The sequence below is a fragment of the Caulobacter sp. GW821-FHT12F03 genome, from assembly GCF_058806855.1.
This window is the reverse complement of the sequence record NZ_JBXAQC010000002.1, coordinates 574,621-588,230: the sequence shown is the minus strand read 5'-3', so window position 1 is coordinate 588,230 and position 13,610 is coordinate 574,621. Positions and strand designations below refer to the sequence as shown.

Below are 13,610 nucleotides of genomic sequence, written 5' to 3'. Positions count from 1 at the left end.
CTTCCTCCCGCGCAGGGAGAAGGCGCGCTAGCGGGGCGCCCGCTCGCTCCAGTCGTCGAGGTCCTCCTCGCCGCCCAGCAGCGCCAGGCCGGTCGCGATCGACACCAGCTCCGCGCCGCTCTCCAGTTTCCCGGCCCCGAACCGGCGCTCGAAGATGCCCCGCACGGCCGGCACGAAGCTCGACCCGCCGGTGAGGAACACCCGGTCGACGCCGGCCTCGGTCAGGCCCGCCCGCGCCAGGGCCTGGTCGACCGCCCCCTCGATGGCCGTCAGCTCCGGCTGGATCCAGCGGTCAAAGCTGGCGCGTTTGACCGGCCCCTCGATCTCCACCGACCCGCCCTTGAAGCTGAACACCGCCTCCTCGGCGCCCGACAGCGCCTCCTTCAGCCGCGAGACCGACTGGTAGAGCCGGTAGCCGTGGTTGTCGTCGAGCACCTCGACCAGCCGCTGCAGCTTTTCCGGCTCGACCGCGTCGTGCACCAGCCGGCGGATGTCGCGCATGTCCTTCGACGCCCGCAGCAGGGCCAGCTGCTCCCAGCGGGCGAAGGCGGTGAAGTAGCGGTTGGGGATCGGCAGGCGGTTGTCGAACGCCTTGTACAGGCTGCCCTTGCCGAGCCTGGGCGACACCAGATGGTCGATGATCCGGTAGTCGAAGGCGTCGCCGGCCACGCCGACGCCGGCGTTGGACAGCGCCTGCGACCGCACCCGGCCGTCCCGCCGCGTGAATCGCACCAGCGAGAAGTCGCTCGTGCCGCCGCCGAAGTCGGCCACCAGCACCGTGGCGTCGCCCTCCAGCCGGCGGGCGAAGAAGAAGGCCGCCGCGACAGGCTCGTAGACATAGCGGATGTCCTCGAACCCCAGCCGCCGGAAGGCCGTCTCGTAGCGGCTCAGGGCCAGGGCCGCGTCGGGCCGCCCGCCGACGAAGGTCACCGGCCGGCCGACGATCACCCGCTTCGGCAGGTCCGCCAGGTCCGCGCCGCCGTGCTCCTTCACCTTCAGCAGGAAGGCGCTGAGCAGGTCCTCGAAGGTGAACCGCCGCCGCAGGATGGTGGTGTCGGTGAACAGGGTCGAGGCGGCGTAGCTCTTGAACGACTGGATGAACCGCGTCTCCAGCGGCTCCTCGACATAGGCGTCGATGGCCCAGGGCCCGGCCTCGACGACCCGGCCGGCGGGGTCGTCATGGGGGGCATGGAAGCTCAGCGCCGAGCGGAAGGCGTTGAACGGCTGGCCGTCGTGGCTGAACCCGGCGAGGGCTGCCTGGCCCCCGCCCTGGTCGAAGGCGACGACCGTGTTGGTCGTGCCGAAATCAACGCCGATCGCGGCGTCGGATACGCGCGTCATGGGAAGTCCCTTCGCGGACGGAAGCGGAAATGCAGCGGAAGATCCTCCCCCGTCGGGGGAGGTGGACCTGCGAAGCAGGGACGGAGGGGGTCCGGTCCGATCCCGGATGACCCCCTCCGTCCGCTTCGCGGACAGCTCCCCCAAGGGGGGAGCATCTTTCGTCAGTGAACCCGCTCCGGGTCCGGATGAGCGGACCCGTCTAGCGCGGGGAAACAGTCGGTCGTCTGCTCATCATGAAGCCATGGCCCTACTCCGCCGCGGGCTCGAGCGGCTGGTCGTACGCCGCCATGAGGGCCATGTTGAGGATCTTCGACACCGAAGCCGACAGCGGCGCGATCTGCACCGACTTGTTCATGCCCAGCAGGATCGGGCCCATCACCGTCGCCCCGCCCAGGCTCTGGACCAGCTTGGTCGAGATCGAGGCCGAGTGGATCGCCGGCATGATCAGGATGTTGGCCGGGCCGGTCAGGCGCATGAACGGGAAGTTGCCGCGCGACTCGGGTTCGAGCGCCAGTTCCGGCGGCATCTCGCCCTCGTACTCGAAGTCGACGCCGTCCATCTCGTCGAGCATGGCCACGGCCTCGCGGACCTTCTCCGAGCGCAGGCCCATGGGGTTGCCGAAAGTCGAGTAGCTGAGGAAGGCCACGCGCGGGGTGAAGCCCAGCCGGCGCACGGCGGCGGCCGCCTCGCAGGCGATCTCGACCAGCTCGTCGGCCTCGGGCATCTCGGTGACGTTGGTGTCGGCGATGAATACGGTGTGGCCCTTGGCCAGCACGATGGACATGCCCATCACCCGCCCGCCGGGGGCCGGGTCGATGACCCGCAGCACCTCTTCCAGCACCTGGTCATAGCTGCGCGTCACGCCGGTGATCATCGCGTCGGCGTCGCCGAGCGCGACCATCGAGGCGGCGAAGCTGTTGCGGTCCTGGTTGATCAGCCGCTGCACGTCGCGCTTCAGGTACCCCTCGCGCTGCAGGCGCTGGTACAGGTGCTCGACGTAGTCCGGGTTGCGGTCCGACAGGCGGGCGTTGACGATCTGCAGCTTGACCTCGTCCGGATTCAGACCGGCCAGGCGCATGTTCTCCTGCACCAGCTCCTCGCGGCCGCAGAGGATCGCCTCGCCGTAGCCCTGGGCCTGGAAGGCGTAGGCGGCGCGGATCACGCTGGGCTCCTCGCCCTCGGCGAAGACGATGCGCTTCTTCGGACCGTTCATCACGGCGCCGGAGATCTTCTGCAGGAAGGCCGCCGTCGGATCGAGCCGCTGCGCCAGCGAGGCGCGGTAGGCGTCCATGTCGGCGATCGGCTTGCGCGCCACGCCGGTGTCCATCGCCGCCTGGGCGACGAACGGCGGGATGTACCAGATCAGCCGCGGGTCGAAGGCCGAGGGGATGATGTACTGCGGGCCGAACTTCAGCTGCCGGCCGTGATAGGCGGCGGCGACCTCGTCGGGCACGTCTTCCCGCGCCAGCATGGCCAGGGCGTTGGCGCAGGCGATCTTCATCTCGTGATTGACGCGGCGGGCCCGCACGTCGAGCGCGCCGCGGAAGATGTAGGGGAAGCCCAGGACGTTGTTGACCTGGTTGGGATAGTCGCTGCGGCCGGTGCCCATGATGGCGTCGCCGCGCACCGAATGAACCTCTTCCGGGGTGATTTCCGGGTCGGGGTTGGCCATGGCGAAGATCACCGGATTGGGCGCCATGCTGGCGATCATTTCCTTGGTGAAGGCGCCGGCGGCCGACAGGCCCAGCAGGACGTCCGCGCCCTCGACCGCCTCGGCCAGGGTGCGCTTGTCGGTGTCGACGGCGTGGGCGCTCTTCCACTGGTTCATGCCGTCGGTGCGGCCCTGGTACAGGACGCCCTTGGAATCGCAGGCGATGACGTTCTCGGGCCGCACGCCCATCGCCTTGATCAGCTCCATCGAGGCGATGCCGGCGGCGCCGGGGCCGTTCAGCACGACCTTCACGTCCTCCAGCTTCTTGCCGGTGATGTAGCAGGCGTTGATCAGGCCGGCGGCGCAGATGATCGCCGTGCCGTGCTGGTCATCGTGGAACACCGGGATGTCCAGCAGTTCCTGGCAGCGCTGCTCGATGATGAAGCACTCGGGGCTCTTGATGTCCTCGAGGTTGATGCCGCCGAAGGTCGCGCCGATGGTCTTCACCACGGTGATGATCTCATCGGCGTCCTCGGTGGACAGCTCGATGTCGATGGCGTCGACGTCGGCGAAGCGCTTGAACAGCACCGCCTTGCCTTCCATCACCGGCTTGGAGGCCAGGGCGCCCAGGTTGCCCAGTCCGAGGATCGCGGTGCCGTTGGAGATGACGCCGACCAGGTTGCCCTTGGACGTGTAGTCGTAGGCCAGGTCGGGATTCTCGGCGATGGCCAGCACCGGCACGGCCACGCCCGGGGAATAGGCGAGGCTCAGGTCCCGCTGCGTCGCCATCGGCTTGGTCGCCGCGATGGCGATCTTTCCGGGCGTCGGGAACTGGTGGAAGGCAAGCGCTTCCTCGTCGGTGAAAGATTTCTTTTCGGAGTCGCTCATGGCGGCGTGGGACGTCCTTGAAACGCAAAAGCGGCGTCACCGGTCGTCAGGCCGGTCGCGTCGGGGGCTGAGAGGCGCGCAACCTAACGGGCGAGGGCGGGAGGGACAACCGTGCGCCCAACTTTACCCGCATCAACACCCGTCATCCTCGCCCTTGTGGCGAGGATCCACGCACGGCGAATTCTCCGGAGAAGACCGTGTGCTTGGGTCCTCGGGACAAGCCCGAGGATGACGGGGATTGTTAGGGTGAGGATGACGGGGTTTGTAGCGGCGAGGGTGACGGGCGCGGAAGCAGGCGCTAATCCTTCTCCATGACCCAGCCCGCGCCCGCCCCCGTGAAAATCGCCATCGCCGGCGCGCTCGGCCGGATGGGCAAGGCCGTGGCCGCCCTGTGCGAGGGGCGCGACGATGTCGTGGTCGTCGCCCGCTACGAGCGCCCCGGCGTCGAGGGCGAGGGGCTGGTGACGATCGACCAGGCCATCGCCGCCGCCGACGTGGTCATCGACTTCACCACGCCCGAGGCCTCGGTCGCCTTGGCCGAGAAGGCCGCCGGCCGCGGCGCGGTCGCCCTGGTCATCGGCACCACCGGCCTGTCGCAGGACCAGACCCGCCGCATCGACGAGGCGTCGCAGCGCATCGCCATCGTGCGCTCGGGCAGCTTCTCCCTGGGCATCAACCTGCTGCTGGGGCTGGTCGAACGGGCGGCCCGGTCGTTCGACGCCCGCGACTTCGACATCGAGGTGTTCGAAGCCCACCACAAGCGCAAGGTCGACGCGCCCAGCGGCACGGCCCTGATGCTCGGCGAGGCCGCCGCGCGCGGTCGCGGCGTCGCGCTGAAGGACGTCATCCAGCCCGCGCGGCACGGCCTGACCGGCGCCCGTCCGGAAGGCGAGATCGGCTTCTCCGTCCTGCGCGGCGGCGGCATCATCGGCGAGCACAGCGTGACCTTCGCCGGTGAGGAAGAGATCCTGACCATCAGCCATTCGTCGCGCGATCGCTCGCTGTTCGCGCGCGGCGCCGTGACGGCGGCGCGGTGGGTCGCCGGCCGGGGGGCCGGGGCGTTCGATATGCAGGATGTGCTGGGGTTGCGGGGGTAGGCGATCCGGCCCGCAGCGGCGCTTTTCTCTCCGTCCGCCTTCGCCCTGAAGGCTTCCAAGGGTCCCCCTCCCCCAGGCGGGAGAGGAAGACACGCGGGACGGATACTCCCGGGACATCGCGGGACAAACGCAGGATTCCCGCCCGGAAAATGCGCGGGCGAACGCGACGCCCCTTCAGGCCGGCGTAAAATGGCGGAATGAGCGATCGGCGCCGACCCGCGCAACGCCTTCAGCAGCAAGGCCCCGCAGCTTTCCGCCGTCATCCTGGGCCCTGTGCCCAGGACCCCTCTGTCCGCGTTCCGAACCCGTCAGGCCGTCCCACCGCTCGTGCGGCGGCGACAGGGATCCCAGGCACAGGGCCCGGGATGACGGTTGGAATTTTCAAAGCGGGCGCCCTGAAGACACCCGCGACATCCTTACCCGCCGCGCGCCACGAACCACTCGTTCAGGAACCGCTTGTCGGCCTTGCCATAGAGGAAGTCGGCGCCCTGGTAGCCGGTCACCGATCCGCCGGCGGCCTCCAGCACGGCCTGGGCCGCGCATATGTCCCACTCGGACGTCGGGCCGTGGCGCGGATAGATGTCGGCGGCGCCCTCGGCGATGCGGCAGAGCTTGACCGAGCTGTCCATCGCCAGCGTGCGATGGAAGCCGTACTCGACGGTCAGCTTGGCCAGCGTCTCGTCCTTCATGGTGTGGCTGATCAGGGCGATGGCCTCGCCGTCCGGCCAGGGGCGCACATGGACGTGGGTCGCCGGGCCGCCCTCGGCGCGTTTCATCGCGCCCATCGCGGTGGTGAACCAGGTCTCGTTGCTGGCGGGCGCGCAGACCGCGCCGGCGACCGGGCGGCGGCCGGCGACCAGCCCGATGTTGACCGTGAAGCTGGGATCGCCGCGCATGAAGGCCTTGGTCCCGTCGACCGGGTCGACGAGGAAGAAGCGGTCGCCGATGGCGTCGGGCGTGCCGAACTCGGCGGCGTGTTCCTCGGCGACCACCGGGATGTCCGGGAAGTGCTGCTTCAGCCGCGCGACGATCAGCTTCTCGCCGACCTGGTCGGCCTCGGTGACCGGGCTCAGGTCGGCCTTGGCGACGTGCGCCACCGTGCCGCCATGCGACCAGTAGGGCAGGATCAGCCGCCCGGCCTCCTCGACGATGTCAGCGAGTACAAGTCCAATATCGGCGTCGCTCATCGGCGGCCTCCCGGATCGTCGGCCACGAAGATCAGACGCACGACCGACGCATCGATGGTCTGTTTGCCGGCATGTTCGAAATTCACGGTGACGCGCCGCCCGATCACCGATTGCACCTGTCCCAGACCCCAGTCTTCGCAGGCCGGATGGCGCACCAGCGCGCCGGGTTCGATGAACGGGTCCATGGCCGTCTCGTTAGGGGTCCCCGCCCCATTTGCCAACGCTTCAAATCAGGTCAATTTCCGCGGTCATGACCGACACAGACGCGACCAACCTCTCCGCCCCGGCCCCGACGGCCGACGCCCCGGAAGCCCTGCCCGAGGCCGCCGAGCTGGCGGCCCAGATCGCGGCGCGCCTCTGTCACGACTTCATCAGCCCGGCCAGCGCCATCGTCTCGGGCCTCGACCTGCTCGAGGACCCCACGGCCCAGGACATGCGCGAGGACGCCATGAGCCTGATCGCCCAGAGCGCCCGCAAGCTGGCCGACATGCTGCAGTTCTGCCGCGTGGCCTTCGGCGCCTCGGCCTCGGCCGAGACCTTCGACCCGCGCGAGCTGGAGAGCCTGGCCCGGGGGGTCTACGCCCATGTGCGACCCGAGCTCGACTGGAAGGTCGACGTCGCCTCGCTGAACAAGGCCGCCGCCCGCATCCTGATGAACCTCTGCCAGATCGGCGCCGGGGCCCTGCCGATGGGCGGGACCGCGGTGGCCCGGGTGGTCGAGGCCGACGGCCGCGCCGCCATCACCCTGGAAGCGAGCGGGCCGCGCGCCCGGCTGAAGCCGGAAGTCCTGCGCGGGCTGAAGGGCGAGCCGCGCGGCGACGCGGTGGGCGGGGCCTGGGTGCAGGCCTACTACCTGCACCTGATCGTCAAGGCCGCCGGCGGCCAGCTGGCGGCCGAGGTCGGCGACGACAGGGTCACCCTCGCCGCCTGGGCGCCGACCTAGGCCTGGGATCCTCCCCCGCAGGGGGAGGGGGACCATCCGGAGGATGGTGGAGGGGGCTGCACCGGCATTTGCCCCCTCAGTCACCGCTTCGCGGCGACAGCTCCCCCAAGGGGGGGAGCTCAATGTCGGCGCCCATCCACAGGCAATATCGCCCGGCGCGGGGTGAAATCGCCCCGCTCTCACCACCCGTTAACCGACGCGGCCCAAAACATCGGACGGGGAAGGAGCGCCTGCGCCTTGAAAACCTGTCTACTGGTTGATGACAGCCGGGTGATCCGTAAGGTCGCCCGCCGGATCCTCGAGGATCTCGGCTTCGAGGTCGCCGAGGCGTCCGACGGGCTGGAGGCGCTCGCCTGGTGCCGCGCGGCCATGCCCGACGTGATCCTGCTCGACTGGAACATGCCGGTGATGAACGGGCTCGACTTCCTGCGCCAGCTCCGCACAGAGCCCGGCGGCGGCGGCCCGAAGGTGGTGTTCTGCACGGTCGAGAGCGAACCGGCCCGCATCCGCGAGGCCCTGGCGGCCGGCGCCTGCGAGTACATCATGAAGCCGTTCGACGGCGACATCATCCAGGCCAAGTTCGTCGAGGCCGGCATCAGCGCCCGGGAGACCGTCACCATATGACGCCCGAGGATATCAAGCTCATCGTGGCCCTGTGCCGCCAGCGCGCCGGTCTGAACATCGACCCGGCGCGGACCTATCTGATCGAGAGCCGTCTGGGGCCGCTGGCTCGCCGGGAAGCCTACGGCTCGGTCAGCGAGCTGATCGCCGGGCTGCGCGCGCGCCGCGAGGAGCCGCTGATCTGGGCCCTGGTCGAGGCCATGACCGCCAGCGAGACGGCCTTCTTCCGCGACCGCACGCCGTTCCATCTGTTCCGCGACGATATCCTGCCGACCCTGACGCGCCTGCGCGGGCCCGAGCCGATCCGCATCTGGAGCGCCGGCTGCTCGACCGGCCAGGAGGCCTACAGCCTGGCGATGATCGCCGAGGCCGGCGTTGGTCTCGAGCCGGGCGCCCGCGTCGAGATCTACGGCTCGGACCTGTCGGAGCGCGCGCTCGAGAAGGCCCAGGCCGGACTCTACAACCAGTTCGAGGTCCAGCGCGGCCTGCCGATCCGCATGCTGGTCGACTATTTCGAGAAGGTCGAGGACAGCTGGCGCCTGTCGCCGCGCATCCGGCAACGCGTGCGCTGGCGGCGGCTGAATCTCGCCGCCGACCTGTCGGCCGTGGGCCGGTTCGACGTGATCTTCTGCCGCAATGTGCTCAAGGACATGGACCCGGCCGTGCGTCCGCGCGTGCTCGAGGGCCTGGCCGCCGCCCTGCCGTCGGACGGCTTCCTCGTGCTGGGCGAGGGCGAGTCGCCGCTCGGTCTGACCGACGCCTACCGCCCGATCGGCGGCCGCGAGGGCCTGTACGCGCGCAACCCCGCCTACCGGGTCGCGGCCTGATGGCCGAGCCGGCCGACGCGGCCGTGCTGGCCTGCATCCGGGTGCCCAAGAGCGGATCCCAGAGCCTGGCGCGGATGGTCGCCGAGGCCTTTCCGGACCGCAGGACCTTCTACCTGCCCGACACCATGCGCCGCGAGGCGCTGATCAGCCGCTGGCAGGCCTTCCGCCTATGGCGCTCCCAGACCCAGAACCTGAACAAGCACTGGAAGGTGCTGACGCTCGACGCGGCCCTGGCCAAGATCGACGCGGCGATCGGCCCGGGCGAGCTGATCGCCGGCGGCCATTTCGACCAGCCCGCCGTGCAGTCGGGCCTGCGGCGGCCGGTCAGGAGCATCGTGCTGCTGCGCGATCCCGCCGAGCGGGCGCGGTCGGACTACAACTATGCCCGCCAGGGGTTCCTCAAGAAGAAGCCCTGGCAACGGTTCGACGCCCACCTGACGGCGCAGGTCGCCGGCCGATACAGCTTCGAGGGCTTTCTCGATTACCAGCTGGAGCGCCCGCAGGTGTTTGGCGACCTGGCCTGCGCCTTCCTCGGCTGGCTGCCGGGCGAACCGATGGAGGTCGTGCTGTCGACGATCTGGTCCTGGGGCGTGCTGGAACGGGCGGACGCCTTCGCCGAACGCATGTCGCAGCAGGTCGGCCGGCCGCTGGCCTTCGGCCAGAGAAACGCCACCCGGCGGGTCGAACAGCTCGACATCTCCGCCGCCGAGCGGCGCAAGATCGACCGGCTCTACGCCCGCGATCAGGAGCTCTACGCCCGTTGCCGCGCCGACTACGGCTGACGCATCCGGCGGACCGCCAGCGGCAGGCGCGGCCTCATCGGTCCGACGGAGAGGGTGAGCGGGGCGCCTGAAACCCCCTTGGCAGGCGTGAGAACCGTTCGCTTCTTCTTTGCTTCCGCCACGTCACGACGGCATCCTTCGCTCGGGGCATAACGGGAAACGACCATGAGCGGCGCAGAACGCATTCCAGACGAGATCGCCTTCCAGGCGATAAACCCGGCGGCCTACGCCGACGACAGCGTCCACGACGCCTTCCGCTGGCTGCGGGCCAACAACCCGCTCGGCAAGGCCGAACTGGAGGGGGTCTATCCCTTCTGGCTGGTGACCAAACACGCGGACATCCTCGAGATCAGCCGGCAGAACGACCTGTTCCATTCGGGCGACATGCCGACGACCTTCACCACGGTGGAGGGCGACAAGATGGTCCGGGCCATGACCGGGGGGAGCCCGCACCTGGTGCGGACCCTGGTGCAGATGGATGCGCCGGATCATCCCAAGTACCGGCTGATGACCCAGTCGTGGTTCCTGCCGCAGAACATCCGCAAGCTGGAAGACCGCATCCGCACGATCGCGCGCCAGCATGTCGACCACATGGCCTCGCTCGGCGGCGAGTGCGACTTCGTCAACGAGGTGGCGCTGTTCTATCCGCTGCGGGTGATCATGGAGATCCTCGGCGTGCCGCCCGAGGACGAGCCGCGCATGCTCAAGCTGACCCAGGAGCTGTTCGGCGCCCAGGATCCCGAGCTGAACCGCGGCAAGACCAGCGAACAACTGCAGGGCCCGGAAGCGCTGGCCGCCATCCAGGGCGTGATCGCCGACTTCTTCATGTACTTCAAGGCGATCACCGACGACCGCAAGGCCAACCCGCGCGACGACGTGGCCAGCGTGATCGCCAACGGCAAGCTCGATGGCCAGCCGATCAACGACTTCGAGGCGATGAGCTACTACGTCATCGTCGCCACCGCCGGCCACGACACCACCTCCTCCTCGACGGCAGGCGCGATCTGGGGCCTGTGCGAATACCCCGAGGAACTGGCCAAGCTGAAGGCCAACCCGGCCCTGATCCCCGGCCTGGTCGACGAGGCGATCCGCTGGACCACGCCGGTGAAGCACTTCATGCGCTCGGCCACGGCCGACACCGAGGTCGGCGGCCGCAAGATCGCCAAGGGCGACTGGCTCTGGCTGGCCTATCCGTCGGGCAACCGGGACGAGACGGTGTTCGACGATCCCGACGCCTTCCGCGTCGACCGGACGCCCAACAAGCACCTGGCGTTCGGCTACGGCGCGCACCTCTGCCTCGGCCAGCATCTGGCCAAGATGGAGATGCGCATCCTGTTCGAGGAACTGCTGCCGCGTCTGCAGTCGCTGGAATTCAACGGCACGCCGCGCCGCACGCTGGCCAGCTTCGTCAGCGGACCCAAGTCCCTGCCGATCCGCTACACCCTGACCTGAAACGAAAACGGCCCCCGTCCGTGAGGGCGGGGGCCGTCTTCAGTCCGGATCCTGAAAGGACGCCTACTTCGCGTCCTTGGCCGTATCTTCAACCGCGGCGCCCGCGGCCTGAACGTCCTTGCCGGCGCCTTCGATGGTGTTGCAGGCGGCGGCGAACAGACTGGCGGCCGCGACGGCAAGAATAATGACTTTACGCATGGCGTAATCTCCTCGGGCTCCGACAGGCGGAGCGGTTGTTGCACGGGAGACCAACGCCCCCGGACGGATCAGGTTCCACTCGCGGGAACATCCGGCATGGGAAAAACCAGGCGCGCGGTGAGGCCGCCCAGGGTGTTCTGTTCCAGGGTCATCTTGCCGCGAAGCTGGCGGGCGAAAGCGCTCATCAGCGTGCGCCCCACGCCCGAAGTCTGGGACATCTCGCGCGAGGTCTCGTGATCAGCGCCGCCGCCGTCGTCGGCGATCGCCAGCTCGGCCTCGCCCTCCCGGAGCGTGAAATCGACGGTCAGGACGCCGCCGCCCTTCTGCAGCGCGTGCTTCTGGGCGTTGGTCACGGCCTCGACGGCGAACAGGGCCAGCGGGGCCAGCTTGTCCGGATCGATGGCCAGCCGGTCGGCCCGCACCTCGGTGCGGATATGGCCCCCGCCGACGTCGCCGGCCAGCAGCTGGCCGATCAGGTCCTCGAGGAACGGCTTGAGGTCGACGTGCTTGATATCCGGCCCCTGGTAGAGGGCGCGGTAGATCAGGGCGAGCGCGGTGATCCGCTGCCGGGTGTCGCTCATCGCCGCGCGGGCGGCCGGGTCGCTGAGCGCGCGCTCCTGCATGCTCAACAGCGAGCTGATGACCTGCAGGTTGTTCTTCACCCGGTGATGGATCTCGCGCATCAGCGCGTCCTTCTGGTCCAGATTCTCGTGCAGGGTCGCGTCGCGGGCCACGATGGTCGCGGCCATGTGATCGAGGGTCTCGGCCAGCTCGCGGATTTCCGGCGGCGCCCGGCTCACCTGGACCGGGCGAACGGTGAACCGCCCGCGCGCGTAGATGGCGGCCACGCGCTGCAGATAGACGATCCAGCGCCCGACGCCGCGCTCGGCGGCGAAGAAAACCGCGGCCAAAGCGACGAAGAAGGCGATCAGCGGGAAGACGATGCCTGACAGCGGGTCCAGCCAGGCCGTGGAGAACAGGCCGGCGGAGGGCGCCGACAGGACGACGAACAGGTCGTCGCCGACGAGCGGCGCGGCGGAATAGACCCGGCGCACCGCGTGCCGGTCCAGGCCGTACGTCAGATAGCTGCCGCGACCACCGACCCTGTCGATCCACGGCTTCATCACGCGCGGAAAGGCCTTCTCCTCCGTCACCGACAGGAAGCGTCCCTCGCGGTCCACGATCGCCACCTGGGCGCCGCGCGGCATCGACCTGTCCTCGAGTTCGGGCCGCAGGCTGGACAGGGGTATGACGGCCGCCAGCACGCCGAAGCCCGTCGAGGGATCGCTGGACCGCGCGGCCGTGAACAGGCTGGGCTCGCTGGCGTAGGCGACGCCCGGGGCCAGGGTCACGACCATCTTCTCTCCGGCCGCCAGACGACGGAACCAGTCCCGGTCGCGGCGCGCAGGATCGGCCGGAACGCTCTCGGCCGAGCACGCGACCCGGCCGATCCGGTCGAAACGGATGAGGTTGGCATAGCCGGGCAGGCGCTGGCGGATGTCGGTCAGCCGGCGCGAGCAGTCGAAACCGATCGCCCCGGGGCCCAGGGTTTCCAGCAGGACGCCGGCCGCTTCCATCCGCGCGCGGGCGGTGGCGGCGCTGCGCTGGGCGGCGGATTGCAGCACGGCCTGACGGTCCGCGGCCTCGCGCTGGTAGGCGAGCAGCGACTGGCCGGCGCCCAGAAGGAGCACCGGCAGCAGCGCCGCCGCCATGGCGACGCCGAGCCGCACCCTGATCGTGGTTGTCGGCCCCCACCGCAACCTGTCGAGCAGGTTCACCGGATCGCGCTCAACCGCTCCGCGTCGGCGAGGATCGAGCGCATCGCATCCCCAGCCTCACGGCCGTCGCGATCGTATGCACCCGTTTCCAGAATGCCCTGCAGCGCCTTGCGCGCGCGGCTGACCCGGCTCTTCACCGTGCCCACGGCGCAGCCGCAGATGTCGGCGGCTTCTTCATAGGCGAACCCGCCGGCGCCCACGAGGATCAGCGCTTCACGCTGCTCGTAGGGCAGCATGGCCATGGCCAATCGCAGTTCGTCCAGGGCCAGGGGGGAGCCCGGGTCGTCGATCGCCACGAGCGTGCGTTCGGCGGCTTCCTGGTCGAGCTGGGTCGACCGCCAGGAGCGGCGCTTGTCCGAATAGAACTGGTTGCGCAGGATCATGAAGGTCCAGGCCTTCATGTTGGTGCCCAGCTGGAAGCTGGCCCGGGCGTCCCACGCCTTGATCATGGCGTCCTGCGCCAGATCATCAGCCTGGGTGGCGTCGCCGGTCAGGGTGCGGGCGAAGGCGCGCAGATGAGGAATGAGGGTGACCAGCTCGCGCTGGAACACCTTGTCGCGGGCGGCCCCTTCGAGCGGGGCGGCCGCGTCGTCCCTGTCAGCCGCCATCTCAGCGCTCACCGGTCTTGTTGTCGGCCCGTCGCAGAATATCGAGGAATTCGTCCGGCACCGGCTCGTTGACGACTTCGTCGAACATCTGCCGGAGCTTCACGCCGATGGCGCGCTGACGCAGCCGCGCTTCGTCTAGCGGAGCGGTACCCTTTCGCCGTTCATCCATGGCACTTTGATCGATCATGCTATCGGCGAAGCGAGATGCCCGCCCCCTCCTGGAACTATGACTTCGGC

14 protein-coding genes are annotated in these 13,610 nt (G+C 69.3%); 6 read left to right on the top strand and 8 right to left on the bottom strand.

Annotation, left to right across the window (positions count from 1 at the left end; genetic code table 11):
* Nucleotides 1–27 precede the first annotated feature (27 nt).
* Together AC1RN0_RS08340 and AC1RN0_RS08335 are read right to left on the bottom strand one after the other, a co-directional pair.
* The gene (locus tag AC1RN0_RS08340; RefSeq protein WP_492786961.1) at nucleotides 28–1,341 is read right to left on the bottom strand and encodes an Hsp70 family protein; all 1,314 of its coding nucleotides are present in this window, start codon (nucleotides 1,339–1,341) and stop codon (nucleotides 28–30) included.
* A gap of 247 nt (nucleotides 1,342–1,588) precedes the next feature.
* Nucleotides 1,589–3,880 (bottom strand): NADP-dependent malic enzyme, encoded by a 2,292-nt coding sequence (locus AC1RN0_RS08335; protein ID WP_492786960.1) that lies wholly within the window; start codon nucleotides 3,878–3,880, stop codon nucleotides 1,589–1,591.
* 311 nt (nucleotides 3,881–4,191) lie between these two features.
* Between AC1RN0_RS08335 and dapB the strand changes: the two genes are divergently transcribed.
* Nucleotides 4,192–4,977 carry a 4-hydroxy-tetrahydrodipicolinate reductase gene (gene dapB / locus AC1RN0_RS08330; RefSeq protein WP_492786959.1) on the top strand — a complete coding sequence of 262 codons (786 nt, stop codon included), beginning with the start codon at nucleotides 4,192–4,194 and terminating at the stop codon, nucleotides 4,975–4,977.
* 416 nt (nucleotides 4,978–5,393) lie between these two features.
* On the opposite strand, the gene cysQ is transcribed toward dapB, so the two are convergent.
* Together cysQ and AC1RN0_RS08320 are read right to left on the bottom strand one after the other, a co-directional pair.
* Nucleotides 5,394–6,164, bottom strand: a complete 771-nt coding sequence (gene cysQ / locus AC1RN0_RS08325) for a 3'(2'),5'-bisphosphate nucleotidase CysQ (protein ID WP_492786958.1) — start codon at nucleotides 6,162–6,164, stop codon at nucleotides 5,394–5,396.
* Entirely contained in the window at nucleotides 6,161–6,349 is a 189-nt protein-coding gene (locus tag AC1RN0_RS08320; RefSeq protein ID WP_492786957.1) for a DUF3553 domain-containing protein, read from the bottom strand. The genes cysQ and AC1RN0_RS08320 overlap by 4 nt, the downstream gene beginning before the upstream one ends.
* A gap of 65 nt (nucleotides 6,350–6,414) precedes the next feature.
* Between AC1RN0_RS08320 and chpT the strand changes: the two genes are divergently transcribed.
* The 5 genes from chpT (at nucleotide 6,415) to AC1RN0_RS08295 (ending at nucleotide 10,789) form a co-directional block, all read left to right on the top strand.
* Nucleotides 6,415–7,107 (top strand): histidine phosphotransferase ChpT, encoded by a 693-nt coding sequence (gene chpT / locus AC1RN0_RS08315; protein ID WP_492786956.1) that lies wholly within the window; start codon nucleotides 6,415–6,417, stop codon nucleotides 7,105–7,107.
* Nucleotides 7,108–7,317: 210 nt separating this feature from the next.
* Nucleotides 7,318–7,731 carry a response regulator gene (locus AC1RN0_RS08310; protein WP_492787015.1) on the top strand — a complete coding sequence of 138 codons (414 nt, stop codon included), beginning with the start codon at nucleotides 7,318–7,320 and terminating at the stop codon, nucleotides 7,729–7,731.
* Entirely contained in the window at nucleotides 7,728–8,555 is an 828-nt protein-coding gene (locus tag AC1RN0_RS08305; RefSeq protein WP_492786955.1) for a CheR family methyltransferase, read from the top strand. Before AC1RN0_RS08310 ends, AC1RN0_RS08305 begins: the two co-directional genes overlap by 4 nt.
* On the top strand, nucleotides 8,555–9,337 hold the full coding sequence (locus AC1RN0_RS08300) for a hypothetical protein (protein ID WP_492786954.1): 783 nt from the start codon (nucleotides 8,555–8,557) through the stop codon (nucleotides 9,335–9,337). Before AC1RN0_RS08305 ends, AC1RN0_RS08300 begins: the two co-directional genes overlap by 1 nt.
* Nucleotides 9,338–9,502: 165 nt before the next feature.
* Nucleotides 9,503–10,789: a cytochrome P450 gene (locus AC1RN0_RS08295; protein WP_492786953.1), complete on the top strand. Its 1,287-nt coding sequence runs from the start codon at nucleotides 9,503–9,505 to the stop codon at nucleotides 10,787–10,789.
* Between the two features lie 63 nt (nucleotides 10,790–10,852).
* On the opposite strand, the gene AC1RN0_RS08290 is transcribed toward AC1RN0_RS08295, so the two are convergent.
* The 4 genes from AC1RN0_RS08290 to nepR all read right to left on the bottom strand — a co-directional run bounded on the left by AC1RN0_RS08290 (nucleotide 10,853) and on the right by nepR (nucleotide 13,560).
* A complete protein-coding gene (locus AC1RN0_RS08290; RefSeq protein ID WP_492786952.1) occupies nucleotides 10,853–10,987 on the bottom strand; it encodes an entericidin A/B family lipoprotein in 135 nt (44 codons plus the stop codon).
* Nucleotides 10,988–11,055: 68 nt separating this feature from the next.
* The gene (phyK, locus tag AC1RN0_RS08285; RefSeq protein WP_492786951.1) at nucleotides 11,056–12,765 is read right to left on the bottom strand and encodes a sensor histidine kinase PhyK; all 1,710 of its coding nucleotides are present in this window, start codon (nucleotides 12,763–12,765) and stop codon (nucleotides 11,056–11,058) included.
* Complete coding sequence (locus AC1RN0_RS08280; protein WP_492786950.1) at nucleotides 12,762–13,373, bottom strand: sigma-70 family RNA polymerase sigma factor; 612 nt, start codon at nucleotides 13,371–13,373, stop codon at nucleotides 12,762–12,764. Before AC1RN0_RS08280 ends, phyK begins: the two co-directional genes overlap by 4 nt.
* 1 nt (nucleotide 13,374) lies before the next feature.
* Nucleotides 13,375–13,560: an anti-sigma T factor NepR gene (gene nepR, locus AC1RN0_RS08275; protein ID WP_492786949.1), complete on the bottom strand. Its 186-nt coding sequence runs from the start codon at nucleotides 13,558–13,560 to the stop codon at nucleotides 13,375–13,377.
* Between the last annotated feature and the right edge of the window lie 50 nt (nucleotides 13,561–13,610).

Excerpts from the sequence above, each read along its gene's own strand:
- AC1RN0_RS08340 (WP_492786961.1), bottom strand. The coding sequence starts at position 1,341 with ATGACGCGCGTATCCGACGCCGCGATCGGCGTTGATTTCGGCACGACC.
- AC1RN0_RS08335 (WP_492786960.1), bottom strand. The coding sequence starts at position 3,880 with ATGAGCGACTCCGAAAAGAAATCTTTCACCGACGAGGAAGCGCTTGCC.
- dapB (WP_492786959.1), top strand. The coding sequence starts at position 4,192 with ATGACCCAGCCCGCGCCCGCCCCCGTGAAAATCGCCATCGCCGGCGCG.
- cysQ (WP_492786958.1), bottom strand. The coding sequence starts at position 6,164 with ATGAGCGACGCCGATATTGGACTTGTACTCGCTGACATCGTCGAGGAG.
- AC1RN0_RS08320 (WP_492786957.1), bottom strand. The coding sequence starts at position 6,349 with ATGGACCCGTTCATCGAACCCGGCGCGCTGGTGCGCCATCCGGCCTGC.
- chpT (WP_492786956.1), top strand. The coding sequence starts at position 6,415 with ATGACCGACACAGACGCGACCAACCTCTCCGCCCCGGCCCCGACGGCC.
- AC1RN0_RS08305 (WP_492786955.1), top strand. The coding sequence starts at position 7,728 with ATGACGCCCGAGGATATCAAGCTCATCGTGGCCCTGTGCCGCCAGCGC.
- AC1RN0_RS08300 (WP_492786954.1), top strand. The coding sequence starts at position 8,555 with ATGGCCGAGCCGGCCGACGCGGCCGTGCTGGCCTGCATCCGGGTGCCC.
- AC1RN0_RS08295 (WP_492786953.1), top strand. The coding sequence starts at position 9,503 with ATGAGCGGCGCAGAACGCATTCCAGACGAGATCGCCTTCCAGGCGATA.
- AC1RN0_RS08290 (WP_492786952.1), bottom strand. The coding sequence starts at position 10,987 with ATGCGTAAAGTCATTATTCTTGCCGTCGCGGCCGCCAGTCTGTTCGCC.
- AC1RN0_RS08280 (WP_492786950.1), bottom strand. The coding sequence starts at position 13,373 with ATGGCGGCTGACAGGGACGACGCGGCCGCCCCGCTCGAAGGGGCCGCC.
- nepR (WP_492786949.1), bottom strand. The coding sequence starts at position 13,560 with ATGATCGATCAAAGTGCCATGGATGAACGGCGAAAGGGTACCGCTCCG.